Raw genomic sequence first — 23941 nt, 5'->3', positions numbered from 1 at the left:
TCACACTAACGCTCCTGATCGTAGGTGCTGCCGGGGCCGAAGCCCTGTCGGTCGGTCTGGTCGGGGTCCCCCGCCGTGCGCCCCTGGCGGATGCCGCGGTGCAGATTACTCAACCTGCCCCGCACGTCCTCGGGCGCGCGGGAGACCGAGGGGCCGCCCCGCTGGTTCTCCTCGGCGGCGCCCGCGACCAGGTTGGCCCTGGGCACCCGCCGCGGCAGCCCGGAGGTGGTGGTCCCACCGGCCTGCGGGTCCCGCAACTGGCCCGCCCTGTCCCAGCGTTCGTCGTTCTCGTTCCGCCGGGGCATTCCGGTTCCGTCCGGCGACGAGGGCCGCGCGGGCTCCGCGGACGGGGCCTGCCCGCCTGGCGCCAGGCCCGGGCCTCCCGTTCCCGCGTCCCCTTCCTGCTGCGCTCGCCCCGGCTCACGACGCGGGAGGCCCGCTTCGGTGGTGGTGCGATAGCTGCTCGGGAGGGGACCCTGACGGTCGAAGCCTACGCGCTCGGCATCCGTCTGGGCCATGCCGACGGAGGATTCCGCTTCCTGCTGCGGCGAGCCGTACTGGCTTTCGTACGGGTCGAGTTGGGCCCTGGCGGCCTGCTGCTCCGGGGCGCCGGGGAGCCCCGCGCCCGACCCGTCGAAGGGCTGCGGGTACCCGGTCGCCTCGGGCCGGCCGTGCGGGCGGCCGAAGGGATCCTGGTCCTGCGCGGGAGCGTAGGGCTGTTCGTACTGCTGAGCGAACTGCTGGTCGTGCCCGGCGCCCGCGTACTGCTGCGCGGCGATCTCGCCCGAGGGCTCGAAGCCCTGCGGGTAGCCGCCCCCCTGGCCGCCGCCCCCGGGCAGCCCGAACGGGTCGGGTATCTGCGGCACCTGGTGCTGCGCGTCGTACGGCTGCCCGCCGTGGGCCTGTCCGACGTGACCCGTACTGCCCTGCACGCCCTCCTGACCCGTGAACGGGCCCTGCTGCTCGGGGAAGAGCGGTTGCTGCTGGGGTTCCGCGGCGAGGGATCGCCGGTCGTCCGCGGGGCCCCTCGGCGCGGACGGGACCGAGGCGCCGTAGCGCGAGTCGTCGAAGCCCAGCTCCGCGGCCGAGCGAGAGTCGTCGCGCACCGGCCGCGGGGACTCGTGCTGGTGCTCGGGGACGATCCGGGAGACGGTGAAGTCCTCGTCGAGGCGCTCTTCCCCTCCCCCGCCGTGGGTGATCACGTCGGGCAGCATCACCAGCGAGGTGGTGCCCGCCTGCTCACCCGAGGGCCGCAGCTGGACGCGGATACCGTGCCGGTCGGCGAGCCGGCCGACCACGAACAGGCCCATGCGCTGGGACACGGCGGCGTCCACCGTGGGCGGATTGGCGAGCTTGTGGTTGATGTCCGCGAAGTCCTCGGCCGTCAGCCCGATGCCCTTGTCGTGGATCTCGACCATCATCCGGCCGTCCGGCAGCCGCGTCGCGGTCACCCGCACCTTCGACTGCGGCGAGGAGAACGAGGCGGCGTTCTCCAGCAGCTCGGCGAGCAGGTGCACCAGGTCGTTGACGACCTGCCCGTGGATGTCCGTCTCCGGGATGCCGGTGATCTCGATACGCTCATAGTGCTCGACCTCGGAGGAGGCCGCGCGCAGGATGTCGACCAGCGGCACCGGCTCCGTCCAGCGGCGGCCCGGCTCCTCGCCCGCGAGGACCAGCAGGTTCTCGCCGTTGCGGCGCATGCGGGTGGCGAGGTGGTCCATCCGGAAGAGCTTCTCCAGCTGATCCGGGTCGGCCTCGCTGTTCTCCATCTCCGTGACCAGGCCGAGCTGGCGCTCGATGAGGCCCTGGTTGCGCCGCGAGAGGTTCGTGAAGATCGCGTTGACGTTGCCGCGCAGCATCGCCTGTTCGGCCGCGAGCCGTACGGCCTCACGGTGCACCTGGTCGAAGGCGCGGGCGACCTCGCCGATCTCGTCCCTGCTGGTGAGCGGAATGGGCGCCACCCGCGTGTCCACCCGGCCTGGGTCCGTACGCGAGAGCTGGTCGACGAGCATCGGCAGCCGCTGCTGGGCCACGTCGAAGGCCGCCGCGCGCAGCGCCCGCATGTTCAGGCTCATGGCGCGGGCCATCCGGCCGGCCACGACGAACGCGAGCAACAGCGCCACCAGCACGATCGCGGAGTTGATGATCGCGTCTCGGCGGGCGTCGGAGGCGATGCTCTCCGTCTCCGCGACCGCGTCGCGCGTCAGCTTCGACTCCACGGCACGGTAGGCGTCGAACGTGGCGGTGGAGGTCGCGAACCAGCTGTCGGTGGTGATGCCCTTGGCGCGCAGCTCACGGGCGCTCGCACCGGAGCCGATGGCCTTGACCATCGCGTCCATGGAGGGCGGCGCCACGAACTTCCGCCCGCTCGCGGTCGCCTTCTCACGTGCTGCCTGGATGCGCGCGCCGCCCGCCTTCTTGGCCTTGGCGACCTGCTCCTTGAGCAGGCCCACATCCTCGGGGCGGCCGCCGGAGGTGTACTCGCCCAGGGCGATGCGCTCCAGGTAGTGGTAGGAGGCCAGCGCGGTGAGCTGCGCCTGCTTGTCCTTGGCCGAGGGCCCCGGCTTGACGAGCAGGTGGGTGCCCAGCGAGCGCTGGAGTGACTCGGCGGCCTTGGCCAGCGAGATGGCGTAGACGGTGCGGCCGTAGGAGGTGATGTTGCCGGTGCCCAGACCCAGCTCGTTGGCGAACTCCATCAGCGGATGCTGGACGTCGACATAGCCCTCCTCCGTCTGCACCCCGCTCAGTTCCCCGGAGAACGCGGCGGTGCGCAGAGCGGGGAGCTTCGGCTCGGCCTTCTCGAACGCGGCGAGCCGGCGCTTGAGCCCGGGGTTGTCCGGCAGGTGGGAGGCGGCGCGCTTGAACTTCTTGGCGGCCGCGTCCGTGTCGTCCCTGGCCTTCTTGACCTCGGAGGCGTCTCCGTTCCCCTTCAGCAGCGGCTCGGCGGTCCTGTCGCGCTCGTCGATGAGGGCGTTGCCGTAATCGGCTGCCGCCTCGACGAGTTCGGCCGTACGCTGGGCCTCCTTGGCGTCCTGCCACGCGGCGATATCGGACTCGACCTTGAAGCCGCCGAAGACGAGGGCGACGAGCACGGGTATGAGCAGGATCGCGTTCAGCCGGGTGGCCACGCGCCAGTTGCGCGCCGACCACCGGCTGCCACCACCGGTGGCAGGCACCGGACGCGGCGGCGCACCCTGCGGCCCGCGGGGCGCGGCGGGGCGCGGCGGTGGGGTGAAGTTGCCCCGCGACTGCGTGGAGCCGCCCCCCTCGGACCCCTCCGCCGCCGGGCCCGGCGTACCCCTGGTCGTTCGCCTCACTCGACTTCTCACCTCTCGGTGCGCGACGCCTTCGGACGTACTGCGCCTGCGCTACTGCTGAGTTCAGGGAATTCCAGCACGTCAAAGCCGCCCCGTCCAAACACCTGGCGGATTACGGAGGGCTACGGAAGGCGAAGAGAGCCGCGCGGAGCCGGCGACGGAAAAACGGGCATTGGGGCCGTGCGGCGCCAAATGGCCCGGGATTCGTACGCAGAGCGAAACGTTCCGCGCGCCCGGCGTGTTCGCCCGGGCGTGATTCTCTTTCGAAACGTTATGAACGTGAAGCCGCGACGGTTGCCGGACATGGCGAAAAACACAGCGTGGCGCCTGCCCGGTCCCGCGGATCCACGGCGCTACTTGAGGCGGGCGAGCAGTGCGTGCTCCACCAGCGTGATCAGCCCGCTCTTGGCGTCGGCGCGGTGGCGGGCGTCGGTGGTGATGATCGGGGCGTCGGGGCCGATCTGCAGCGCCTCGCGGACCTCTTCGGGAGAGTAGGGCTGGTGCCCGTCGAACCCGTTGAGGGCGATGACGAACGGCAGCCCGCTGTTCTCGAAGTAGTCCACCGCGGGGAAGCAGTCCGCCAACCGGCGGGTGTCCACCAGCACCACGGCACCGATGGCACCGCGCACCAGGTCGTCCCACATGAACCAGAACCGGTCCTGACCCGGCGTACCGAACAGGTACAGGATCAGGTCGTCGTCGAGCGTGATGCGGCCGAAGTCCATCGCCACCGTCGTGGTCGTCTTGCCACCGGTGTGCGTCAGATCGTCGATACCGGCCGAGGCCGAGGTCATCACGGCCTCGGTGCGCAGCGGGTTGATCTCCGAGACCGCGCCGACGAAGGTCGTCTTGCCCACGCCGAAGCCGCCGGCCACCACGATCTTCGCGGAGGTCGTCGAACGCGCGGGCGCGGGCGCGGGCGCCCCGAAGCCCTGCTGGCCGTGCTGGCCCACGGAGCCCATCGGGCCCACCGGCGGGGCCGGCTGCCGCCCGGCCGGGTCCCTGCGCGGGCTAGAGCTTGCGAAGTCCACTGAGCACCCTTTCCAGCAGCGTCACATCGGGGGTACCGCCCGGGTCCGAGGCACTGCCCGGCTGGTGGATGGCCACCATCCCGGCCTCGGCGAGGTCGGCGACGAGAATCCGGGCCACCCCCAGCGGGATGGCCAGCAGCGCGGAGACCTCCGCGACCGACTTGACCTCCCGGCACAGGTGGCAGATCCGCTGGTGCTCCGGGAGCAGCCCCTGCAGCTGCATCGGGTCCGCGTTGCTGCTCACCAGGGCCTCTATGGCGAGCTGGTAGCGCGGCCGGGTGCGCCCGCCCGTCATGGCGTAGGGGCGCACCAGCGGCTGGTCGCCCTCACCACCGTACGGCGCATGGGCGTTGTACGCGCCGTACGGGTCGTGCGAGGCGGGCGGCGGGGTCATGGCTCCTCCGAGCGAGGCATGGGGTCGGCGGACGGACTGTGGTGCTCAGGTGGGGGGAGCGTGACGATCAGTTGAGAATGCTTCCCTGGAGTTCCGCGCGCACGTCCGGAGTGAGTACGCTTCCAGCACGGTCCACCAACAGCGCCATCTCGTAGCCGACGAGGCCGATGTCCGCTTCCGGGTGGGCGAGGACGGCCAGTGAGGAACCATCCGAGATGGCCATGATGAAGAGGAATCCCCTCTCCATCTCCACCACGGTCTGATTGACGACGCCGCCCTCGAAGATGCGCGACGCACCGGACGTCAGCGAGGACAGCCCCGAGGCGACCGCCGCCAGCTGGTCGGCACGGTCCCGGGGGAACCCTTCCGACATGGCCAGAAGCAGGCCGTCGGCGGAGACCACCACCGTGTGCGACACCCCGGGGGTGTTCTCCACGAAGTTGGTGATCAACCAGTTCAGATTCTGCGCAGCCTGGCTCATCGGACTCAACTAACGCTCCTGCTGATAGGTGGGACCTGCGCCGTGGGTGTCCGTGCCGGCCTGTCGGCCCTGCTGGACGCCACGGCGGAGATTGGTCAGCCGGCCACGCACGTCGTTGGGCGCGCGGGAGACCTGTGGACCGGACTGTGCGGTGGACTGCTGCTGTGCGGTACCCGCCACCAGGTTGGCGCGGGGCACGCGGCGCGGCAGACCCGAGGTCGTGACACCGCCGGCGGCGGGCTCACGCAGCTGCTCGGCACGCCGCCAGCGCTCGTCGTTGGGCGAGGCTCCCCAGTGGCCGGCGTCGGGCGCCGCGCCGTGGGAGGCGGCCGAGTTGCCCTCGGCGGCCGCCCCGTCACTCCCCGCGGGAGCACCGGGGGTGGACCGGCGCTGCGGCAGCGGCGGCACCGCCGAGGCGGGCTGCCCGGGGCGGGGAGCGGACGCCGGCGCGTGCTGCCGCCCGTTGCCCTGCATGCCGCTGCCGTCGTCGGCCGGGCCCGGACGGCCCTCGTGCGGCTGTGCCTGCGGGGTGGGCTCCCCCGCGCCACGGAACCAGTTGGACTCCATGGAGGCGAAGATCGGAGTCGGCGCGTCCTGCGGGGCCGGGGGCCCCGAGGGTATGCCGTCCGGGAAACCGGTGCCGGGCTGCTGCGGCCGTGCGTGCTCGCCGGTGCCCTGGGGCTCGTCGTGGCCACGCGGCGCCTCGGCGTCCTGCGGACCCCGCTCGGGCCGCGCCCAGCTCGGGCGGCCCTGCGACGCGTCGGACGCGTTCGCCTGCTGCGGCCGCGCGAACTGGCCCGTGTCGCCTGGCCCGTCGGGGCGGGCGTACTCGCCGGTGTCCGAGGGGGAAGGCGCCTGCGGGTACTCGCCTGTGTCCGCCGGGCCGCCCGGCTGCGGCGGCAGCGCGAACCGGCCGGTGTCCGCCGGGCCCGACTGCTGCGGGAACTGCCCGGTGTCCGCCGGGCCCGACTGCTGCGGGAACTGCCCGGTGTCCGCGGGACCCGACTGCTGCGGGAACTGCCCGGTGTCCGCGGGGCCCGACTGCTGCGGGAACCCACCCGTGGAGTACGGGTCGGCCGGCTGCGCGTACTGGCCGGTGCTCGCGGGGCCGTCCGGCGTGATCCGCGGAATCTCGCTCGTGCTGCCAGGCCCCCCAGAGGGCGCACCCTGCTGCGGGAAAGCGCCGGTGTCGGCCGGCCCTGTCGGCCCCTGTTCCAGCGCGAACCGGCCCGTTGTTCCCCCGGGCGCGTCAGGCTGCGGGAACCGGCCCGTGGACTCGGGACCGCCCGGCTGCGCGTACTGCCCCGTGCCCGCCGGGCCGTCCGGCGTGATCCGCGGGATCTCGCTCGTGCTGCCGGGGCCCTCCGACGGGGAACCGTGCTGCGGGAAGCGGCCCGCCCGGGCCGCGTCGTCGGCGCTGACGCGCGGGAACTGGCTCGTGCTGCCCGGGCCCTCGTCCTGCGCGGAGCCGCCCGGCTGCACGGAGCCACCCGGCTGCGCGTACTGGCCGGTGCCCGCCGGGCCGTCCGGCGCGATCCGCGGAATCTCGCTCGTGCTGCCCGGGCCCTGAGAGGGGGTGCCCGGCTGGGCGAACTGGCCGGTGTCGTGGGGGCCGGACGGCCCCTGCTCCAGCGCGAACTGGCCCGTGCCGCCCTGCTGCGGGCCGCCGGGGGCGTCCGACCCGCCGGGGAGCTGCCCCGCGGGGCCGCCGCGGGTGGGCAGCGGCGGCTGGGCACCGCCGCCGGAGCCGCTCGGACCCGCGGGGGCCTCGCCCGGGCGGGCCGGGCTCGGCGGGGCGCCGAAGAAGTTCACGGCGCTGCCGCCGGAGCCACCCTGCGCGCCGCCGCCCGGCAGCGCCGGGCGTGCGCCGCCGCTCTGACCGCGCGTGGGCAGGGCGCCCAGCCGCGAGCCGCCCTGGCCCAGCGAGCCGGCTCCCGCGCCGGTACCCGCGGACGGCGCGCCGGGCGTGCCGCCCTGCGGGCCGCGCTGGAGCGCCGCCGCGAGGTTGCCGCCCTTGCTGCCGCCGCGCTGCTGCGCGGGCGGCGGCCCGCTCTGGCCGCCGGGCGCACCGGCGCGGCCCTTGGCACCCTGTGCGACGTCGATGGGGAGCATGACCAGCGCGGTCGTGCCACCGGAGTCGGAGGGGCGCAGCTGGATGCGGATGCCGTGCCGCAGGGAGAGGCGGCCGACCACGAACAGGCCCATGCGGCGGGAGACGGAAACGTCCACCGTCGGCGGGTTGGCCAGCCGCTCGTTGATCGCGGACAGGTCCTCGGGCGAGAGCCCGATGCCGGTGTCGTGGATCTCGATGAGGACCCGGCCGTCGGGCAGCGCGTGTCCGGTGACCTTGACCTTGGTCTGCGGTGAGGAGAACGAGGTGGCGTTCTCCAGCAGCTCGGCGAGCAGGTGGACGAGGTCGTTGACGACGCGGCCCGTGACCTCGTTCGCCGGCACCGAGTTGAGCTCGATGCGCTCGTACTGCTCCACCTCGGAGGCGGCGGCACGCAGCACGTCGACCAGCGGGACCGGACGGGTCCAGCGCCTTCCGGGCTCCTCGCCCGCGAGGACCAGCAGGTTCTCGCCGTTGCGGCGCATGCGGGTGGCGAGGTGGTCGAGCTTGAAGAGCGAGGAGAGCTGGTCGGGGTCGGCCTCGCGGGACTCCAGCTCGGAGATGAGCGAGAGCTGGCGCTGGATCAGGCCCTGGCTGCGGCGCGAGAGGTTGGTGAACATCGCGTTGACGTTGCCCCGCAGCAGCGCCTGCTCGCCGGCGAGGCGGACGGCCTCGCGGTGGACGTCGTCGAACGCGGAGGCCACCTTGCCGATCTCGTCCCGGCTGTGCACGCCCACGGACTCGACGGAGGTGTCGACGTCCTGCGGCTCGGCCTCGGACATCTGCTTGACCAGCTCGGGCAGCCGCTTGCGCGCGACATCCTGCGCGGTGTCCTGGAGGCGGCGCAGCGAGCGGACCATGGAGCGGGCGACGACGAACGCGCCGACCAGCGAGATGCCCAGCACGAGCAGGATGAGCGCACCGCTGATCAGCGCCTCGCGCTGCGCCTCGGAGCGCAGCTCGCGGGCCTGCTGCTCCATCTTCTCCAGCAGGGTGTGCTCGATCTTGCGCATCGCCTGGATCTTGGACTCGTCCTGGTCCATCCAGTCGACGTAGGTGCGGCGCTGCTTCTTGATCGCGTCGGGGCTGTGCAGCATCCGGTCGCGGTACTTGTTCGCCATGACGACGTTGACGTCGCTGCCGCCGAGCGGCTTGAGGAGGTCGTCGGTCTCCCCCGAGCCGTAGATCTGGCCGAAGCTGTCGAGCTCGGCACCCTCGCTGTCGGTGGCGGTCCTGGCGAACAGCCGGTCGCTCTCGGACAGCTTGGGGGTGGGCTGGTGGGCCAGGCCGGCGGAGATGATGGCCCGCTGGATGGAGGCGTACTCCTTGGCGCTGGAGAACGCGGCCAGGGCGCGGGTGCTGCGGATCATCTCCGAGTTGCTCGTCGCCTGCGCCATGTCCTGCGAGAGGGAGAGCAGGGACTCGATGAGCTGGTTGTAGGAGTTGACCGTCTGGGAGACGTACTCCGGGTTCTCGTAGGCGCGCTCGCGGACCGTGTTGATCGCGGTGAGCTGGCGGGTGATGTCCAAGACGGTGGACTGGACGCCCGCCATCACCTTGTCGCTGCCGTCGATGTCGCCGGTGGTTTCCTTGAAGGACTGGAAGGCCTTGTCGGTGTCCTCGCGGGCGCCGACGACGACGTCGTCCTTCTGGTTCCCCGTGCTGACCAGGGGGCCCGCCGAGCGGTCGCGCTCCTCCTGGAGGGCGGCGGCGAGCTCGGTCGCCTGCTCCGTCATCTCGGTGAGGCGCTTCATGTTGTCGAGCTGGTCGACGTTCTGGAGCGAGTCGGAGATGCGCAGGCCGCCGAGCGTGGTGGCCGCGATGACGGGGAGGGCGAGCAGGGAGACCAGGCGCGTGCTGATGTGCCAGTTGCGCAGCGCCATGCGCGAACCCGGGTCGGGGGTCGGGGAAGCCGAAGAAGCCGAGGAAGCCGAGGAAGCCGAAGAAGAGGACGAGGCGGCGCCCTTGGCGCCGTCCTTCTTCGCGGCCTTGCCCGTCTTCCCGAGCTTGCCGGTCTTGTCGGCCTTCGTGGCCGCGGCGCCCTTCTCACCGCTCACCTGCTGACCGGAGGGCGCGCCCTGACCTTGGGGCCCGCCGTCCTGGGCGCGCTGAGGCTGGGAGACGCGGTCGGCCGAGCCGCGCGCCTCCGGGGCTCCCTCAGCGCTGCCATCCCTCTTGAAACGTCCCTGCACTAGCGTCGCAACCTCTGGACCAGGCGTCCCTCCGTCGCGACGGCGGGACGGTATCGAGTCGTGGGGGTCCCAGGCCCCCATGGCGGTCGTGATGACCGGCGCGTCCCCTCAGCACCGTCGCGCGGCGCCGCTTCTGCGTCCGACGCGCGCCGGTCATGGTTTCGTCCTGCGGCGGTCCGTGGAATTCCAGCACAGTGCCGGATCTGCAACAAGGGCTGTGGATAACCACCGGCGATCAGTAACTATTCGCATCCACCCCCTCACGGTGCGTCGAAACGGTGAAGTGGAATGCCGGACTTCTCCCGATCGAACATCCGCTCCATCGGACCTGCCCACCATGACTGCAAGATCAACACTGTGCACGGATTGCCCCCGTTGGCCCGCTCTGCCCGATTGCATCACCTGGCCGACGTTTCTTTATGTCGCTTTTGGTAACCGGCTCGTGAGGAAACTCACATGGCAAGCGTTGCCTAGGTCACGTTCGGGCGGGGAATAGCGGGCCTACTCTCGGCGTTTACATCTCATATCGAAATGACAAGCCGAGCGAGGTAAGGGCATCCAGTGAAGTCCACACTGACCATGGGGAAGATAGCCAACCCGCGGCGCACCACTCTGGCGCACCTCAACGACGCCGACGAGCTGACGGCCCGCGCGGTGGAGGCAGACGTCTCACAGGAGGCAGCGCAGAACGCGGAGGACGTGCTCCCCAGCCAGACTGCCAACCCCCGCCGCACCACGCTGGTGGACGCGCCGGCGAGCTGAGCGCAGCGCACCCGCGCATACACCGAGGCGCGTGCCGGAACCCTGTCCCCGGGGTTCCGGCACGCGCCTCGGTCGTTCTCGGGGCCGCGGGCCGGCGCCGCACCGCGTTCGCGCCCGCTCCTCCCGCTTCGGGCGCTCAGCCCTGCCAGCTGTGCGGCGCGCGGAAGCCGTGCTGGCGCTCCAGGCGGCGCCACCCGGCCTTCGTCGGGCGCCCGCGGCGCGCGGGCGCCTGTGTCCGGCCGGCCCGTGTCGTGGCGGCGGCGCGGGCGAGCAGCAGCGCGGTGACCGCGGCCAGCTCCTCCGCGTTGGCCTGGCCCTTCTCCACGCGCACGACGCCGTCGGCCGTGGCGCTCGACGGGCCCGTACTGGCGGACTCCTTGGGGGTCTCGTTCATCTGTGCTCCCATCACTGCGGAGGATTGCCGTGCTTGCGCGACGGCAGGTCGGCGTGCTTGCTGCGCAGCATCGCGAGGGACCGGATGAGCACCTCGCGGGTCTCGGCCGGGTCGATGACGTCGTCCACCAGGCCGCGCTCTGCGGCGTAGTAGGGGTGCATCAGCTCGGCCTTGTACTCCTTGACCATCCGGGCCCGCATGGCCTCGGGGTCGTCGGCGGCGGCGATCTGGCGGCGGAAGACCACGTTGGCCGCGCCCTCCGCGCCCATCACCGCGATCTCGTTGGTCGGCCAGGCGAAGGTCAGGTCGGCGCCCACGGACTGGCTGTCCATGACGATGTAGGCGCCGCCGTAGGCCTTGCGCAGGACGACGGAGATGCGGGGCACGGTCGCGTTGCAGTACGCGTACAGCAGCTTGGCGCCGTGCCGGATGATGCCGCCGTGCTCCTGGTCGACGCCCGGGAGGAAGCCGGGGACGTCCAGCAGCGTGAGGATCGGGATGTTGAAGGCGTCGCACATCTGCACGAAGCGGGCGGCCTTCTCACTGGCCTCGATGTCCAGTACCCCGGCCAGCGACTGCGGCTGGTTGGCGACGATGCCGACGACCTCGCCGTCCATCCGCCCCAGGGCGCAGATGATGTTGGTCGCCCAACGCTCGTGCACCTCCAGGAATTCCCCGTCGTCGACGAGCTCCTCGATGACCTTGCGCATGTCGTAGGGCCGGTTGCCGTCGGCGGGCACCAGGTCGAGCAGCGCGTCACCGCGCCGCTCGGCGGGGTCGTCGGTGGGTTCGGACGGCGGGTTCTCGCGGTTGTTCTGCGGCAGCAGGGAGAGGAGGTAGCGGACCTCCTCCAGGCAGCTCTCCTCGTCGTCGTAGGCGAAGTGCGCGACGCCGGAGGTCGCCGCGTGCACGTCCGCGCCGCCCAGCCCGTCCTGGGAGACCTGGGCACCTGTCACCGCCTGGACCACGTCGGGCCCCGTGATGAACATCTGCGAGGTGTCGCGGACCATGAAGACGAAGTCGGTCAGCGCCGGGCTGTAGGCGGCGCCGCCCGCGCACGGGCCGAGCATCACGCTGATCTGCGGGATGACGCCCGAGGCCCTGGTGTTGCGCTGGAAGATGCCGCCGTACCCGGCGAGCGCCGCGACGCCCTCCTGGATACGGGCGCCCGCGCCGTCGTTGAGGGAGACCAGCGGCGCGCCCGCCGCGATGGCCTTGTCCATCAGCTTGTGGATCTTGGTGGCGTGGGCCTCACCCAGCGCGCCCCCGAAGATCCGGAAGTCGTGTGCGTACACGAACACCGTGCGGCCGTGGACGGTGCCCCAGCCGGTGATCACGCCGTCGGTGTACGGCTTCTTCTCCTCCAGCCCGAAGCCGGTGGCCCGGTGCCGGCGCAGCGGCTCGATCTCGCGGAAGGTGCCCTCGTCCAACAGCAGGTCGATGCGCTCACGGGCGGTCAGCTTGCCCTTGGCGTGCTGGGCCTGGGTCGCCTTCTCGCTGGGACCCTGGAACGCCTGTGCACGGATCGCGTGCAACTCGGCGACACGCCCGCGCGTGTCCTGCGCCGGGGCTGTGCCGGGCGCGGCCTCCTCGGTCCGTGGCGACGGCTGGGACAGATCGGTCATGTATAGACCCTACGAAACAGTGGGCCTCGCCGCCGTGGTCAGATTCGTACAGTCTCCGCGCCCGATTCATGGCAGCGCTGGACAGAACCCGCGAGGGGACACGGGGCCAAGCAGGGGATCCTCACATCACCGGTCCCGGTTGCTGTGGGAATTCCACAGCAACCGGGACCGTGCGGGGAGCGCGTGCCTCCGCTTGGCCGGCGGGCGGTCAGCCGCAGGTCAGGCCGTCGCACCCCTGGCCTCCGGGGCTCCACACGACCCCTCCGGCTCCCCGACCTCCCCGCTCCCCGCGCCTTCCCCGGCCCCCTCGGGCTCCCCGGCCGCCGCGGTGCTTTCGGCTTTTCCGCACTCGTGCCCCGCGGGTGCCCGGCCCGACGCGGACCTGCCCCCCGCCGCGGACCTCTCTCCCGCCGCGGGCGTCTCTCCCGTCGAAGAGGCCTCCCCCGCCGCGGGCGGTTCAGCCGCCGGGCGGGCCGGCTCCCCGGTCGTGACCGCGGTGAAGACCGCGGCCGTGACGGCGGCCGAGAGCAGGAAGCTGAGGTCGAAGCCGCCCAGGTGCCCGACGAGCGGCCCGGTGTAGACGGGCGTGTCGACGGCCAGCAGGCCGACGCCCGAGCCGATGGCCCAGGCCGCGGTGGCCCGCGCGTTCCACCCTGCCGTGTACCAGTACCGGCCGCCGACCGAACGCCGGTTGAGGACCTGGAGCGCCTCGGCGTCGTAGTTTCCGCGGCAGCGCGCGTGCCCGATCAGCACGATCACGGCCCACGGGGTGCCGACGGCGGTCAGCAGCAGGACGAACGCCGTCATCGCCTCCTGCGCGTCCCACACGAAGTGGCCGAGGTAGACCAGGACGGTGGCCAGTGCCGCCACGCCGTAGGTGGCGCGGGTGCGGGTGGTGCGCGGGACGATGGCGTCCAGGTCCAGACCCATCGAGTAGAGCATCAGCCCCGCGTTGCCGACCGAGCCGAGTGAGGCGGCCAGCAGCAGCGGGACGAGGAACCAGAACGGTGCCTGCTGGACGAGGGGGCCCGCGTAGTCACTCGCCGCGTCGACGGCGACCGCGGTGAACGTGCCGAACAACTGCGGGATGAGCAGCCCGGCGACGAGCCCGCCGCAGGTGGTCAGGTAGACCCGGCGGGCGGAGTGACGGGTGGGCGACATGTAGCGGGTGTAGTCGCCCAGCAGGGTGATGAAGGCCATCGGTCCGCTGAGCCCGGCCGCGACGACGGCCAGCAACCAGGTCGGGAGGAAGTCGCCCAGCAGGTAGCTCGTGCCCGTGGGGGCCTGGGTGGTGAACTGCGGCGCGTACGCGGCGAGGCCGACGACCAGCAGCGCGGTCATGCCGATCGCCAGGACGCGGCTGAGCCGCAGCAGCAGCCGGTAGCCGTAGACGGCGCACCCGGCGGTGCACACGGCGAGCACCGCGTAGACGAGCGCGTAGGAGGCGGCCGAGTCCGGCAGCCCGAACAGCCGGGCGAGCGAGCCGACCATCGCGTCACCGCCGACCCACAGGGTCAGTGCGGTGTAGCCGAGCGAGAGCAGCAGGCCGAGGGCCGAGCCGAGCAGCCTGCCCCGTACGCCGAACTGGGCGCCGCTGCTGGTGGAGAGGTTGGTCGCGGTACGCAGGGAGACCAGCGCGAGCGGGGCGACCAGCAGCGTCCCGATGAGGGTGCCCAGCACCATCGCCGAGGCGGAGGCCCAGAAGCCGAGGCCGAAGGAGACCGGCAACCAGCCGAAGACGACGACACCGAGCGCCAGGTTCGAGCCGATGAGGAAGCTGACGATGTCGCGCGGCCGGCTCGTGCGCTCGGCTTCGGGGATGACGTCGACGCCGTGCTGCTCGATCTGCATGGTGCTCCCTGGGGGTCGGGCGCTTGTTTGAGCAGCGCTCAATCTGAGGCATGCGTCGCACTCAGGTCAATGGGTTGAGCAGAGACTTGACTATTTGACCGCTGCTCTAAATCCTGGAGCGCCATGGCCGCCCGCACCGCTGGGCGGCACACCCGGCGAGGCGGAAGGTGGAACGCGCGTGCGGTTGGGGCCGACGGAGAGGGACCGCCTGCTGATCTTCGGCACCGCCGAACTGGCACGGGCCAGGCGGGCCAGAGGGCTCAGGCTCAACGTGCCGGAGGCGACGGCGCTGATCGCCGACACCGTCTGCGAGGCGGCCCGCGACGGGCGCAGGCTCGCCGAGGCGATCGCGGCGGGACAGTCCGTCCTCGCCCCCGGCGACGTGCTGCCCGGTGTGGCCGACGTCCTGACCGAGGTCCAGGTCGAGGCCGTCTTCGACGACGGCTCCCGGCTCGCGGTCGTCCCCCACCCCCTCGGCGCCCCCGCCACGGACGAGGGCCCGGGCGCGGTGCTGCCCGCGGGGCCCGGGGAGGGCACCGACGCGGCGTACTCCCCGACGCCGCCCGAGGTGACGCTGACCGTGCGCAACACCGCCGACGTGCCGGTCAGCGTCACCTCCCACTTCCACTTCTTCGAGGCCAACCCCCGGCTGAGCTTCGAGCGCGCCGCCGCCTACGGCATGCGTCTCGCGGTGCCGGCCGGATCCTCCGTCCGCTTCGACCCCGGCGGCGTCAGCGAGGTCGCTCTCCTCCCACTGGGCGGCGACCGCGTGGCGATCGGCTTCGCCGGACTGGTGGACGGCCCACTGGACGCGCCCGGCGCGCGCGAGGAGGCGCTGCGCCGCGCCGCGGCCTGCGGCTACCTGGGCGCCGCGCCCGACCCCGGTCCCCTGGGCGCAGCGCCCGATCCCGGCCCCCCGCATCCCGAGGAGGACGAAGCATGAGCGTGGACCCACGCGAGTACGCGGCGGTGCACGGACCCCGTGCGGGTGACCGGGTGCGGCTGGGCGACACCGGTCTCGTCGTCCGCGTCGAATCCGACTCCCAGCGCCCCGGCGACGAGTTCCTGGCCGGGTTCGGCAAGACCGCACGCGACGGACTCCACCTCAAGGCGGCCGCCGTCCGCGAGACGTGCGACGTGGTCATCAGCAACGTGCTGGTCATCGACGCGGTGCAGGGCATCCGCAAGGTGTCCATCGGCATCCGCGAGGGCCGCATCCACGCGCTCGGCCGCGCGGGCAACCCCGACACGGTCGACGGGGTGGACGTCGTGGTCGGCACCGGCACCTCGATCGTCTCCGGCGAGGGCCTCATCGCCACCGCGGGCGCCGTGGACACCCACGTCCATCTGCTCTCGCCGCGCATCATGGAGGCTTCGCTGTCCTCCGGCACCACCACCGTCATCGGCCAGGAGTTCGGTCCCGTGTGGGGCGTGGGCGTCAACTCGCCGTGGGCACTGGGGCACGCGTTCTCCGCGTTCGACGCCTGGCCGGTCAACATCGGCTTCCTGGGCCGCGGCTCCTCCTCCCACCCGGCTCCCCTGGTCGAGGCGCTGGCCGAAGGCGGCGCCTGCGGCTTCAAGGTGCACGAGGACATGGGAGCGCACCACCGGGCACTGGACACGGCGCTGCGGGTGGCCGAGGAGTACGACGTCCAGGTCGCGCTGCACAGCGACGGGCTGAACGAGGCCCTGGCCGTCGAGGACACCCTCGCCGTGCTGGAGGGGCGGACCATCCACGCCTTCCACATCGAGGGCTGCGGCGGCGGCCACGTCCCCAACGTGCTGCGGATGGCGGGCGTGCCGAACGTCATCGGCTCCTCCACCAACCCCACGCTGCCCTTCGGCCGGGACGCGGTCGCCGAGCACTACGGCATGATCGTCTCGGTGCACGACCTGAAGACCGACCTGCCGGGCGACGCCGCCATGGCCCGCGACCGCATCCGCGCGGGCACCATGGGCGCCGAGGACGTGCTGCACGACCTGGGGGCCATCGGCATCACCTCCTCCGACGCGCAGGGCATGGGCCGTGCGGGCGAGACGGTGCGGCGCACCTTCCAGATGGCGGCCAAGCTCAAGGCGGAGCAGAGCGATCCCGATGGCGCCGCCCCTCTCGCCGGCACCGGCACCGGCACCGGCCACGACAACGCGCGCGTCCTGCGCTACATCGCCAAACTCACCCTCAACCCGGCCCTCGCGCACGGCCTCGCGCACGAGATCGGCTCCATCGAGCCCGGCAAGATGGCGGACATCGTGCTGTGGCACCCCGCCTACTTCGGGGCCAAGCCGCAGCTGGTCCTCAAGTCCGGTTTCCCCGCCTGGGGGGTGACCGGCGACCCCAACGCGGCGACCGACACCAGCCAGCCGCTGGTGCTGGGCCCACTGTTCGGCGGCCACGGTGCGGCGCCCGCCGAACTGTCCGTGGCGTTCGTCTCCCGCGCCGCCGCCGAACAGGACGGCGACACCCTGCCGACCAGGCGCCGCCGGGTCGCCGTCCGCGGCACCCGCGGCATCGGCCCCGCCGACCTGGTGCACAACACGCGTCTCGGCGCGGTGGACGTGGACCAGCGGACCGGACTGGTCACCCTGGACGGCGAGCCGCTGCGTTCCGAACCCGCCCAGAACGTCCGCCTCAACCGCCTCTACTTCCTCTGAGCCCCCGCCCCCACTCCCCCCTCCCTCCTCTCCGTCTCCTTCGAGCACTGCAAGGAACGCCCTTCCATGAGCACCGCAACGCCCGCCGCCCCCTTCATGCCTCCCGAGTGGGCGCCGCACGAGCGCACCTGGATGGCCTGGCCGGCGCACAACCCCACCTTCGAGGACGCCTCGAAGCTGGCCGAGGCCCGCAGCGCGTGGGCGCGGGTGGCCCGCGCCGTCCGCCGCTTCGAGCCGGTCACCGTGGTGGCCGACCCGCGGGACGTGGCCGGGGCGCGCGAGCAGCTCGGCTCGGACATCGAGGTCGTCACGCAGCCCCTGGACGACGCGTGGATGCGCGACATCGGCCCCACCTTCGTCACCGAGGGCGGCCGGCTGGCGGCCGTCGACTGGACGTTCAACGGCTGGGGCGCCCAGGAGTGGGCGCGCTGGGACAAGGACAAGCTGGTCGGCGGGTTCGTCGCCGAGCGGGCGGGCGTGCCCGTCCACTCCTCGCCGCTGGTCAACGAGGGCGGCGGCCTCCACGTGGACGGCGAGGGCACGGTGCTGCTCACCGAGACGGTGCAGCTGGGCGCCGAACGCAACCCCGGCTGGACGCACGAGGAGGTGGAGGCCGAGGTGCACGCGCGGCTCGGCACGGCCAAGGCCCTCTGGCTGCCGCGCGGGCTGACCGCCGACTACGGCACCTACGGCACCCGCGGCCACGTCGACCTGGTGGCCGCGTTCGCCGCGCCCGGCGTCGTCGTCGCCCACACCCAGCCCGACCCGGCGCACCCCGACCACGACCTGTGCAAGGAGACGGTGAAGCTGCTGCGCGCCGCCACCGACGCGCGCGGCCGCGAGCTGGAGGTGGTCGAACTTCCCGCGCCTACGGTCACCCACACCGAGGACGGGGAACCGGTCGACTACTCCTACGTCAACCACTACCTGTGCAACGGCGGCGTGGTGCTCTGCGGCTTCGGCGACCCGCGCGACGAACACGCGGCGGGGATCTTCCGCCGCCTCTTCCCGCAGCGGACGGTCACGCTGGTGGACGCCAGGACCATTTTCGCCGCCGGGGGCGGTATCCACTGCCTCACCCAGCAGCAGCCCCGCCCGTGAGCCGGATAGGCTGACCGGCCGGATTGCCACGCGTGGACGGCGGAGGGATACGGCGGTGGTCGTGCGGACCGGGACGAAGCAGCCCAGAGGCGGCCGCCGCGCGGCGCAGCCCCGCGAACAGGTGCTCGCCACCGCCATGGAGATGATCGCCGAACGCGGTCTCGACCGGCTCACGATGGCCGCGCTCGGACGCGAGGTCGGCATGAGCAGTGGCCATCTCGTCTACTACTTCAAGACCAAGGACGAGCTGCTGCTCCAGACCCTCCAGTGGAGCGAGGAACAGCTGGGGGTCGAGCGCCGCGCCGCCCTCGCCCGCCGGGTGCCTGCCAGGGAGCGGCTGGACGCGCTGGTCGAGCTCTATCTGCCGCACGGCCACCGCGACCCGCACTGGGCGCTGTGGCTCGAGGTGTGGAACCGCTCGCAGCTGGCCGACGACGAGGCGCGCTCACGCCAGCTGGAGCTGGAGCTGAGCTGGCACCGCGACCTGGTGGCGCTGCTGGTGGAGGGCGCGGCCGCGGGCGAGTTCGCCGCCGTCGACGCCGACCGGTTCGCCACCCGTACCCGTGCCCTCCTCGACGGGTTCGGCAGCCACCTGGTGGTGGGGCTGCCCGGCGTGGAGCGGGAGAGGGTGCTGGGCCATGTACGCGACCACTTCGACCTGGCCCTCACCCCGCCCTCCCGCACTCCCTGACCCGGCGCCCTCCCCCTGGGGCGGGGGGCCGGCGGCGGGTCGCCCCGCCGCCGGGCCTCAGTCGCGTGCCTCGACCCCGGCGCGGAGCAGCCCGTAGGTGTAGCCGTCGTCCAGCGCGTGCCACGAGGCGGCGATCACGTTGTCCCCCACCCCCACGGTCGTCCACTCCGCGCTGCCGTCGCTCATGGACAGCAGCACCCGCGTGGTGGACGACGTGCCGTGGGTGCCCTCCAGGATGCGCACCTTGTAGTCGACCAGGTTGAGCCGCGCGAGCTGCGGGTGGATGCGCTCCAGGCCGGCCCGCAGTGCGCGGTCCAGCGCGTCGACGGGCCCGTTGCCCTCGCCGGTGACGACGATGCGCTCGCCCTTGGCCCACAGCTTCACCGTCGCCTCGTTGACCTGCTCGCCGTCGGGTCGCTGCTCGACGATGGTGCGCCAGGACTCCGCGCGGAAGAAGCGGGGAGCCGTACCGGCGGCGCCGCCGTGCACCTCGTCGCGGAGCAGCAGCTCGAACGAGGCGTCGGCGGCCTCGTAGGTGTAGCCCTTGAGCTCCTGCTCCTTGACGCGCTCGACGACCCGGCCGACCAGCTCACGGTCGCCGCCCAGGTCGTAGCCCAGCTCCCTGCCCTTGAGCTCGACGGAGGCGCGGCCCGCCATGTCGGAGACCAGCATCCGCATGGTGTTGCCGACCAGTTCGGGGGCGATGTGCTGGTAGAGGTCGGGATCCACCTTGATCGCGGAGGCGTGCAGGCCGCCCTTGTGCGCGAAAGCGGAGGTGCCCACGTAGGGCTGGTGCGTGGAGGGGGTGAGGTTGACGACCTCGGCGATGGCGTGCGAGACGCGCGTGGTCTCGGCCAGCGCGCCCTCGGGCAGGACGCGCTGGCCGTACTTGAGTTCCAGCGCGGCGACGACGGGGAAGAGGTTGGCGTTGCCGACCCGCTCGCCGTAGCCGTTGGCGGTGCACTGGACGTGGGTGGCGCCGCCGTCCACGGCCGCCAGGGTGTTGGCGACGGCGCAGCCGGTGTCGTCCTGCGCGTGGATGCCCAGCCGGGCGCCGGTGTCGGCGGCGACGGTGCGCACGACGGCCTGGATGCGGGCGGGGATCATGCCGCCGTTGGTGTCGCACAGCACGACCACGTCGGCGCCCGCCTGGTGCGCGGTCCGCACGACCTGTTTCGCGTAGTCCGGGTTGGCCTGGTAGCCGTCGAAGAAGTGCTCGCAGTCGACGAAGACGCGGCGGCCCTTCTCGCGCAGGTGACCGACCGTGTCGGCGATCATCGACAGGTTCTCTTCCAGGGTGGTGCGCAGCGCCAGCTCGACGTGCCGATCGTGCGCCTTGGCCACCAGCGTGACCACCGGGGCACCGGAGTCGAGCAGCCCTGTGACCTGCGGGTCGATCTGCGCGGGCACGCCCGCTCTGCGCGTGGACCCGAACGCGACGAGCTGCGCGTTGCCGAAGTCGATCTCCTGCGGGGCGCGGGCGAAGAACTCGGTGTCGCGCGGGTTGGCGCCGGGCCAGCCGCCCTCGATGAAGCCGACGCCGTACTCGTCCAGGTGGCGGGCGATGGTCAGCTTGTCGGCGACGGTCAGGTTGATGCCCTCGCGCTGCGCTCCGTCACGCAGGGTGGTGTCGAAGACGTGGAAGCTGTCGTCCGGGGTCCGGAGTGTCATGGCTGGTGGCTCCTGGAAGGGTTCAGTGGTTGCGGAAGGAAGCGCTCCACTTGCCCCCATCATCCCTCGCGGCGTCCGCCCCCGGCCGGGTGGGCCGGAAAACGAAAAAACCTCTCGCGGGTGCGAGAGGTCTGCGCGCGGGCCTGGGGCACGGTGGCCGCCGCCGTGCGGTGATTCCACGGCAGTCGGTCACTGCGGACCGGCGCGCCTGCTGCCAATAATCATGACGAACGAGGGCACCCCGCCATATTGGCACGCCCGCCCGCCATGCCCCAACGCGTCTCACCATGCGGAAGCCCGCCCCTGAGTGCGGGCCCCGTCTCAGCGAGTGACGGAGGAGCCCCGTACCGTACGGACGAAGGCGTCCCAGCTACCCGCCGGGAAGACCAGCGTGGGCCCCTCGGGGCACTTGGTGTCGCGGACCGGAAGAACCCCGGGAAAACCGTCCGCCACCGCGACACATGCTCCCCCCTCACCGTTGGTGTAGGAGGAGGTCCGCCAAACGGCGCTGCTGAGTTCGTCAGCGGAGATCATGATTTCCGGTGCTCCTTAGCCGCCGTCTCGATCAACTCCAAGGACGCCGTCAGCGGCAATGCGGCGGCCCTGGCCAGATCGTACGACGCCTGGCATTGAGCCACCAGCGCCGGATCCTCGATGAGTTGGCCGGTATGCGCCCCCTCGGTGTATGCGACCGGAGGTGCGTCGCTGAAGCTCATCAGGATCGTGACGCCCATCATGAGCTGGTGCACTCCAGCGTCGAAGGACTGGACTTGAACGATGGCCCTTCGGCTCCGCGTCACCGCCGCGATGTGCGCCAACTGTCCGACCATGACCTCGGCTCCGCCGACGGACACGTGCAACGCTGCCTCATGCACGATGGCCCACAACTGGGGGCCTGTTGAGTCCAGCAACCGTCGTCCGCGTTCCATGCGCGCCACTACATGCCCTTCGACCTCTTCCTCCGAGGCGAGCGGCACCGCCGCCCGGGTGAGCGCTCTCGCGTATGCCTCCGTCTGGAGAAAGCCCGGCACCAGCATGGGCGAGAACTCACAGAAAGTCTGCGCCAGTTCCTCCAACTCCGCCGCGTCTGCGAAGTAGTCCGGATGCTTCGACTTGCGGGCCAGCCTGCACAGGCGTTGCAAGTGCTCACCGCCGTCGAGGATCTGGTCGAAGCTCCGCGACAGCTCGGTCTGCGGGCGCCGGGCGCCGGTCTCGAACTGGCCGATGTACGCGCCCGAGCAGAACGCCCGGTCCCCCAGTCCCTCCTGGCTGAGCTTGGCCGCCTCGCGCAGGCGGCGCAGTTCCGAGCCGTAGAAGGCGCGGGGCGAGGTGTAGGGGTCGAGGTCCTTCGACTGGTGATGGGCCATGCGATCAGCTTCTCTCCGTGACACGGGCGTTGTTGAGATGTCGCCCCTTCCGGGAGCGTACGCGGCTCGATCACTCTCTGAATGCGCATCGTGACAACTGGTCCACGGCCCTCACAGAGAGACAGCCCACCCATGCACAACGCAGCACGCACGATCCCCACCTCGATCCCCTCGCCCGTCCACGAGTTCAGCCAGCTCTTCAGCTCCACCCGGCGGGGGGCGCGCCTCGCCCGGCTGATGGGGGTGCAGCGCCTGGCCGACTGGGGCTGGCCTTACGACAGTGACGTCAGCGTCAGGGCGGCGCTGCTCATCGGCGAGCTGACGGCCAACGCCGTGCTGCACGGCTGCGTGCCGTCCGGGCGGCTGGCCGGACGGGACTTCCAGTTGCGGCTGACGCTCGGTCCTGGGCTACTCCTGCCCAGGACGCTGCGCGTCGAGGTCGCGGACGGGCGCGGGGAGCGGTGGCCGACGCCTTCGGAGTCGGCCACCGCTCCGCGTCCGCTTCCCGGCGCCGACGAGGAGTCCGGTCGCGGCCTGTGCCTGGTCGAGGCCGTGGCAGCACGCTGGGGCGTCGCCGATCGGCCGCCGTCGGGGAAGACCGTGTGGGCGGAGCTCCGCCTCGGCGTCGGTCCGACGGGCGGCCGCCGGCGTCTGCTCACACCTCCCGCAGCCCCTGGCTGCCCACCTCGGTGACGAAGGAGGCGGCCGTGCTGATCGGCGCGCCGGGCTTCGTCACGGCGGTGACCGTGCGGAAGTCGGCCCGGCCCTGATGCTTGTCCAGCCGCACCGTCACATAGCCGCGGCGGCCGTTGTAGAACTTCATGTGCGGGTTGGCGCCCCGGTAGGCGTCCCAGTTGCCGGGCTTGTCCTCACCGTCCTTGCCGCTGGTGATGGAGGTGGCGACGATCTCGGTACCCAGAGTGCGCGAGTCCTGGTCCCCGAAGTCGTGCTTGATGTCGTACGCGTAGCCCTTGTGGACGTCCCCGGTGAGCACCATCAGGTTCTCGATCCCCGCCGACTCCGCGCCCGCCAGCAGCCGCGCGCGGGAGGCCGGATAGCCGTCCCAGGCGTCCATGCTGACCTTGTACCCCGGGGTGTCGTCGGTGCGGCGCTCGGAGAAGGTCACCTGCTGGGGCACCACGTTCCACAGGGTGTCCGAGGCCCGCCATCCGTCGATCAGCCAGCGCTCCTGAGCGGCGCCTGTCATCGTGCGCGACGGATCCTCGGACTCGGGGCCCGGGCGCTGGGCGCCGTCGCCGTAGGCCTGGTCGGAGCGGTACTGGCGGGTGTCGAGGATGTCGAACTGGGCCAGCTTCCCGAAGCGCAGCCTGCGGTAGAGCCGCATGTCGGGCCCGTCGGGCTTCTGCGGGCGGCGCAGCGGCTGGTTCTCCCAGTACGCGCGGTAGGCGGCGGCCCGGCGCACCAGGAAGTCCTGCGCCGAGCCGTCGTCCTCGGGCACGTCGCCCGCGTAGTTGTTCTCCGTCTCGTGGTCGTCCCAGGTCACGAGGAAGGGGTGGGCGGCGTGCGCGGCGCGCAGGTCCGGGTCGCTCTTGTAGAGGGCGTATCGCAGCCGGTAGTCCTCCAGCGTCACCATCTCGCGGTCGAAGACCGCCGGCAGGGTCCGGTCGGTGTACGCGCGGGCGCCGCCGTGCGCGTCGACGGCGTACTCGTACAGGTAGTCGCCCAGGTGGAAGACCAGATCGACGTCCTCTTCGGCGAGGTGGCGGTGGGCGGTGTAGTAGCCGTCGTGGTACGCCTGGCAGGAGACGGCGGCCAGCCGCAGCTCGCCCAGGTCGGCGCCCGCGGCGGGTGCGGTGCGGGTGCGGCCGACGGGGCTGGTCCACTTGCCGGCGCGGAAGCGGTAGTAGTACACGCGGTCCGCGTCCAGGCCCTCGGCCTCCACGTGCACGGTGTGGTTCAGCTCGGGGTGGGCGGTGGCGCTGCCGCGCCGGGCGACGCGGCGGAAGCGGCGGTCGTGGGCGATCTCCCACTGGACGGCGATGCGGGCCCTGGGCAGTCCGCCGCCGCTCTCGTAGGGCTCGGGCGCCAGCCGGGTCCACAGCACGACGGATCCGGGCAGCGGATCGCCGGAGGCGACGCCCAGCGTGAAGGGTTCGGCCTTCACCGCCGACCTGGCGTCGGCCTCCGCGGCCCGGGCGCTGCCCGGCAGGTTCGTGGCGAAGGCGAGCGCCGCGGCGGCCGAGGTAACGGTCAGGAAGCGGCGACGGCCCAGTGCCGCCGCCGCCCTTCTTGTCTCCTGCTGACTTGCCTGCTCCTGCTGGGACACCTGAAGGTGCGGCAT

18 protein-coding genes are annotated in these 23941 nt (G+C 72.2%); 6 read left to right on the top strand and 12 right to left on the bottom strand.

The annotated features are described in order from the left end of the window. Positions 1–5: 5 nt before the first annotated feature. The 5 genes from DTL70_RS24485 to DTL70_RS24465 all read right to left on the bottom strand — a co-directional run bounded on the left by DTL70_RS24485 (position 6) and on the right by DTL70_RS24465 (position 9525). The gene (locus tag DTL70_RS24485; protein ID WP_114024109.1) at positions 6–3317 is read right to left on the bottom strand and encodes a sensor histidine kinase; all 3312 of its coding nucleotides are present in this window, start codon (positions 3315–3317) and stop codon (positions 6–8) included. Positions 3318–3670: 353 nt separating this feature from the next. Then, positions 3671–4279: a GTP-binding protein gene (locus tag DTL70_RS24480; RefSeq protein WP_114024108.1), complete on the bottom strand. Its 609-nt coding sequence runs from the start codon at positions 4277–4279 to the stop codon at positions 3671–3673. Positions 4280–4328: 49 nt separating this feature from the next. Beyond that, the gene (locus DTL70_RS24475) at positions 4329–4742 is read right to left on the bottom strand and encodes a DUF742 domain-containing protein (protein WP_114015943.1); all 414 of its coding nucleotides are present in this window, start codon (positions 4740–4742) and stop codon (positions 4329–4331) included. Positions 4743–4809: 67 nt separating this feature from the next. Further along, positions 4810–5223: a roadblock/LC7 domain-containing protein gene (locus DTL70_RS24470; RefSeq protein ID WP_181856416.1), complete on the bottom strand. Its 414-nt coding sequence runs from the start codon at positions 5221–5223 to the stop codon at positions 4810–4812. A 9-nt stretch (positions 5224–5232) separates the two neighbouring features. Next, positions 5233–9525: a sensor histidine kinase gene (locus DTL70_RS24465; RefSeq protein WP_114024107.1), complete on the bottom strand. Its 4293-nt coding sequence runs from the start codon at positions 9523–9525 to the stop codon at positions 5233–5235. Positions 9526–10086: 561 nt separating this feature from the next. Between DTL70_RS24465 and DTL70_RS24460 the strand changes: the two genes are divergently transcribed. Further along, on the top strand, positions 10087–10287 hold the full coding sequence (locus tag DTL70_RS24460; protein WP_114024106.1) for a hypothetical protein: 201 nt from the start codon (positions 10087–10089) through the stop codon (positions 10285–10287). 136 nt (positions 10288–10423) lie between these two features. Here the strand turns inward: DTL70_RS24460 and DTL70_RS24455 are convergent, their stop codons facing one another. The 3 genes from DTL70_RS24455 to DTL70_RS24445 form a co-directional block, all read right to left on the bottom strand. Continuing rightward, a complete protein-coding gene (locus DTL70_RS24455) occupies positions 10424–10681 on the bottom strand; it encodes an acyl-CoA carboxylase epsilon subunit (RefSeq protein ID WP_114024105.1) in 258 nt (85 codons plus the stop codon). Between the two features lie 11 nt (positions 10682–10692). Then, positions 10693–12306 (bottom strand): acyl-CoA carboxylase subunit beta, encoded by a 1614-nt coding sequence (locus DTL70_RS24450; protein ID WP_114024104.1) that lies wholly within the window; start codon positions 12304–12306, stop codon positions 10693–10695. Positions 12307–12525: 219 nt separating this feature from the next. Beyond that, positions 12526–14157, bottom strand: coding sequence for a cytosine permease (locus DTL70_RS24445; RefSeq protein ID WP_245979610.1), 1632 nt, complete (start codon positions 14155–14157; stop codon positions 12526–12528). Between the two features lie 178 nt (positions 14158–14335). Between DTL70_RS24445 and ureA the strand changes: the two genes are divergently transcribed. The 4 genes from ureA to DTL70_RS24425 all read left to right on the top strand — a co-directional run bounded on the left by ureA (position 14336) and on the right by DTL70_RS24425 (position 18601). Beyond that, on the top strand, positions 14336–15100 hold the full coding sequence (gene ureA / locus DTL70_RS24440) for an urease subunit gamma (RefSeq protein ID WP_114024103.1): 765 nt from the start codon (positions 14336–14338) through the stop codon (positions 15098–15100). Continuing rightward, positions 15097–16809 (top strand): urease subunit alpha, encoded by a 1713-nt coding sequence (locus DTL70_RS24435; RefSeq protein WP_114024102.1) that lies wholly within the window; start codon positions 15097–15099, stop codon positions 16807–16809. The genes ureA and DTL70_RS24435 overlap by 4 nt, the downstream gene beginning before the upstream one ends. Positions 16810–16875: 66 nt before the next feature. Continuing rightward, the gene (locus tag DTL70_RS24430; protein WP_114024101.1) at positions 16876–17910 is read left to right on the top strand and encodes an agmatine deiminase family protein; all 1035 of its coding nucleotides are present in this window, start codon (positions 16876–16878) and stop codon (positions 17908–17910) included. A gap of 136 nt (positions 17911–18046) precedes the next feature. Continuing rightward, positions 18047–18601: a TetR/AcrR family transcriptional regulator gene (locus tag DTL70_RS24425; RefSeq protein ID WP_114024295.1), complete on the top strand. Its 555-nt coding sequence runs from the start codon at positions 18047–18049 to the stop codon at positions 18599–18601. Positions 18602–18658: 57 nt separating this feature from the next. Here DTL70_RS24425 and cimA read toward each other — a convergent pair whose 3' ends face one another. The 3 genes from cimA to DTL70_RS24410 all read right to left on the bottom strand — a co-directional run bounded on the left by cimA (position 18659) and on the right by DTL70_RS24410 (position 21639). Next, positions 18659–20272 (bottom strand): citramalate synthase, encoded by a 1614-nt coding sequence (gene cimA, locus DTL70_RS24420; RefSeq protein ID WP_114024100.1) that lies wholly within the window; start codon positions 20270–20272, stop codon positions 18659–18661. Positions 20273–20593: 321 nt separating this feature from the next. Then, positions 20594–20806, bottom strand: coding sequence for a DUF397 domain-containing protein (locus DTL70_RS24415; protein WP_114024099.1), 213 nt, complete (start codon positions 20804–20806; stop codon positions 20594–20596). Continuing rightward, complete coding sequence (locus DTL70_RS24410; protein WP_114024098.1) at positions 20803–21639, bottom strand: helix-turn-helix domain-containing protein; 837 nt, start codon at positions 21637–21639, stop codon at positions 20803–20805. The genes DTL70_RS24415 and DTL70_RS24410 overlap by 4 nt, the downstream gene beginning before the upstream one ends. A gap of 132 nt (positions 21640–21771) precedes the next feature. Here DTL70_RS24410 and DTL70_RS24405 point away from each other — a divergent pair, with 132 nt between their 5' ends. Then, the gene (locus DTL70_RS24405; protein ID WP_114024097.1) at positions 21772–22332 is read left to right on the top strand and encodes an ATP-binding protein; all 561 of its coding nucleotides are present in this window, start codon (positions 21772–21774) and stop codon (positions 22330–22332) included. On the opposite strand, the gene DTL70_RS24400 is transcribed toward DTL70_RS24405, so the two are convergent. After that, positions 22295–23941, bottom strand: coding sequence for an alkaline phosphatase D family protein (locus DTL70_RS24400; RefSeq protein ID WP_114024096.1), 1647 nt, complete (start codon positions 23939–23941; stop codon positions 22295–22297). The genes DTL70_RS24405 and DTL70_RS24400 overlap by 38 nt on opposite strands.

It is taken from the genome of Streptomyces diacarni (assembly GCF_003323715.1).
Classification (GTDB): Bacteria; Actinomycetota; Actinomycetes; order Streptomycetales; family Streptomycetaceae; genus Streptomyces; species Streptomyces diacarni.
The sequence above is the reverse complement of the archived record's forward strand: the minus strand, read 5'-3'. Positions and strand labels throughout refer to the sequence as shown.

Coding starts and splice junctions, on each gene's coding strand:
- DTL70_RS24450 (WP_114024104.1), bottom strand. CDS start 12,306: ATGACCGATCTGTCCCAGCCGTCGCCACGGACCGAGGAGGCCGCGCCC.
- DTL70_RS24435 (WP_114024102.1), top strand. CDS start 15,097: ATGAGCGTGGACCCACGCGAGTACGCGGCGGTGCACGGACCCCGTGCG.
- DTL70_RS24415 (WP_114024099.1), bottom strand. CDS start 20,806: ATGATCTCCGCTGACGAACTCAGCAGCGCCGTTTGGCGGACCTCCTCC.
- DTL70_RS24430 (WP_114024101.1), top strand. CDS start 16,876: ATGAGCACCGCAACGCCCGCCGCCCCCTTCATGCCTCCCGAGTGGGCG.
- DTL70_RS24425 (WP_114024295.1), top strand. CDS start 18,047: ATGGAGATGATCGCCGAACGCGGTCTCGACCGGCTCACGATGGCCGCG.
- DTL70_RS24475 (WP_114015943.1), bottom strand. CDS start 4,742: ATGACCCCGCCGCCCGCCTCGCACGACCCGTACGGCGCGTACAACGCC.
- DTL70_RS24410 (WP_114024098.1), bottom strand. CDS start 21,639: ATGGCCCATCACCAGTCGAAGGACCTCGACCCCTACACCTCGCCCCGC.
- DTL70_RS24455 (WP_114024105.1), bottom strand. CDS start 10,681: ATGAACGAGACCCCCAAGGAGTCCGCCAGTACGGGCCCGTCGAGCGCC.
- DTL70_RS24445 (WP_245979610.1), bottom strand. CDS start 14,157: ATGCAGATCGAGCAGCACGGCGTCGACGTCATCCCCGAAGCCGAGCGC.
- DTL70_RS24480 (WP_114024108.1), bottom strand. CDS start 4,279: ATGGGCTCCGTGGGCCAGCACGGCCAGCAGGGCTTCGGGGCGCCCGCG.
- DTL70_RS24470 (WP_181856416.1), bottom strand. CDS start 5,223: ATGAGCCAGGCTGCGCAGAATCTGAACTGGTTGATCACCAACTTCGTG.
- DTL70_RS24400 (WP_114024096.1), bottom strand. CDS start 23,941: ATGCCGCACCTTCAGGTGTCCCAGCAGGAGCAGGCAAGTCAGCAGGAG.
- cimA (WP_114024100.1), bottom strand. CDS start 20,272: ATGACACTCCGGACCCCGGACGACAGCTTCCACGTCTTCGACACCACC.
- DTL70_RS24405 (WP_114024097.1), top strand. CDS start 21,772: ATGCACAACGCAGCACGCACGATCCCCACCTCGATCCCCTCGCCCGTC.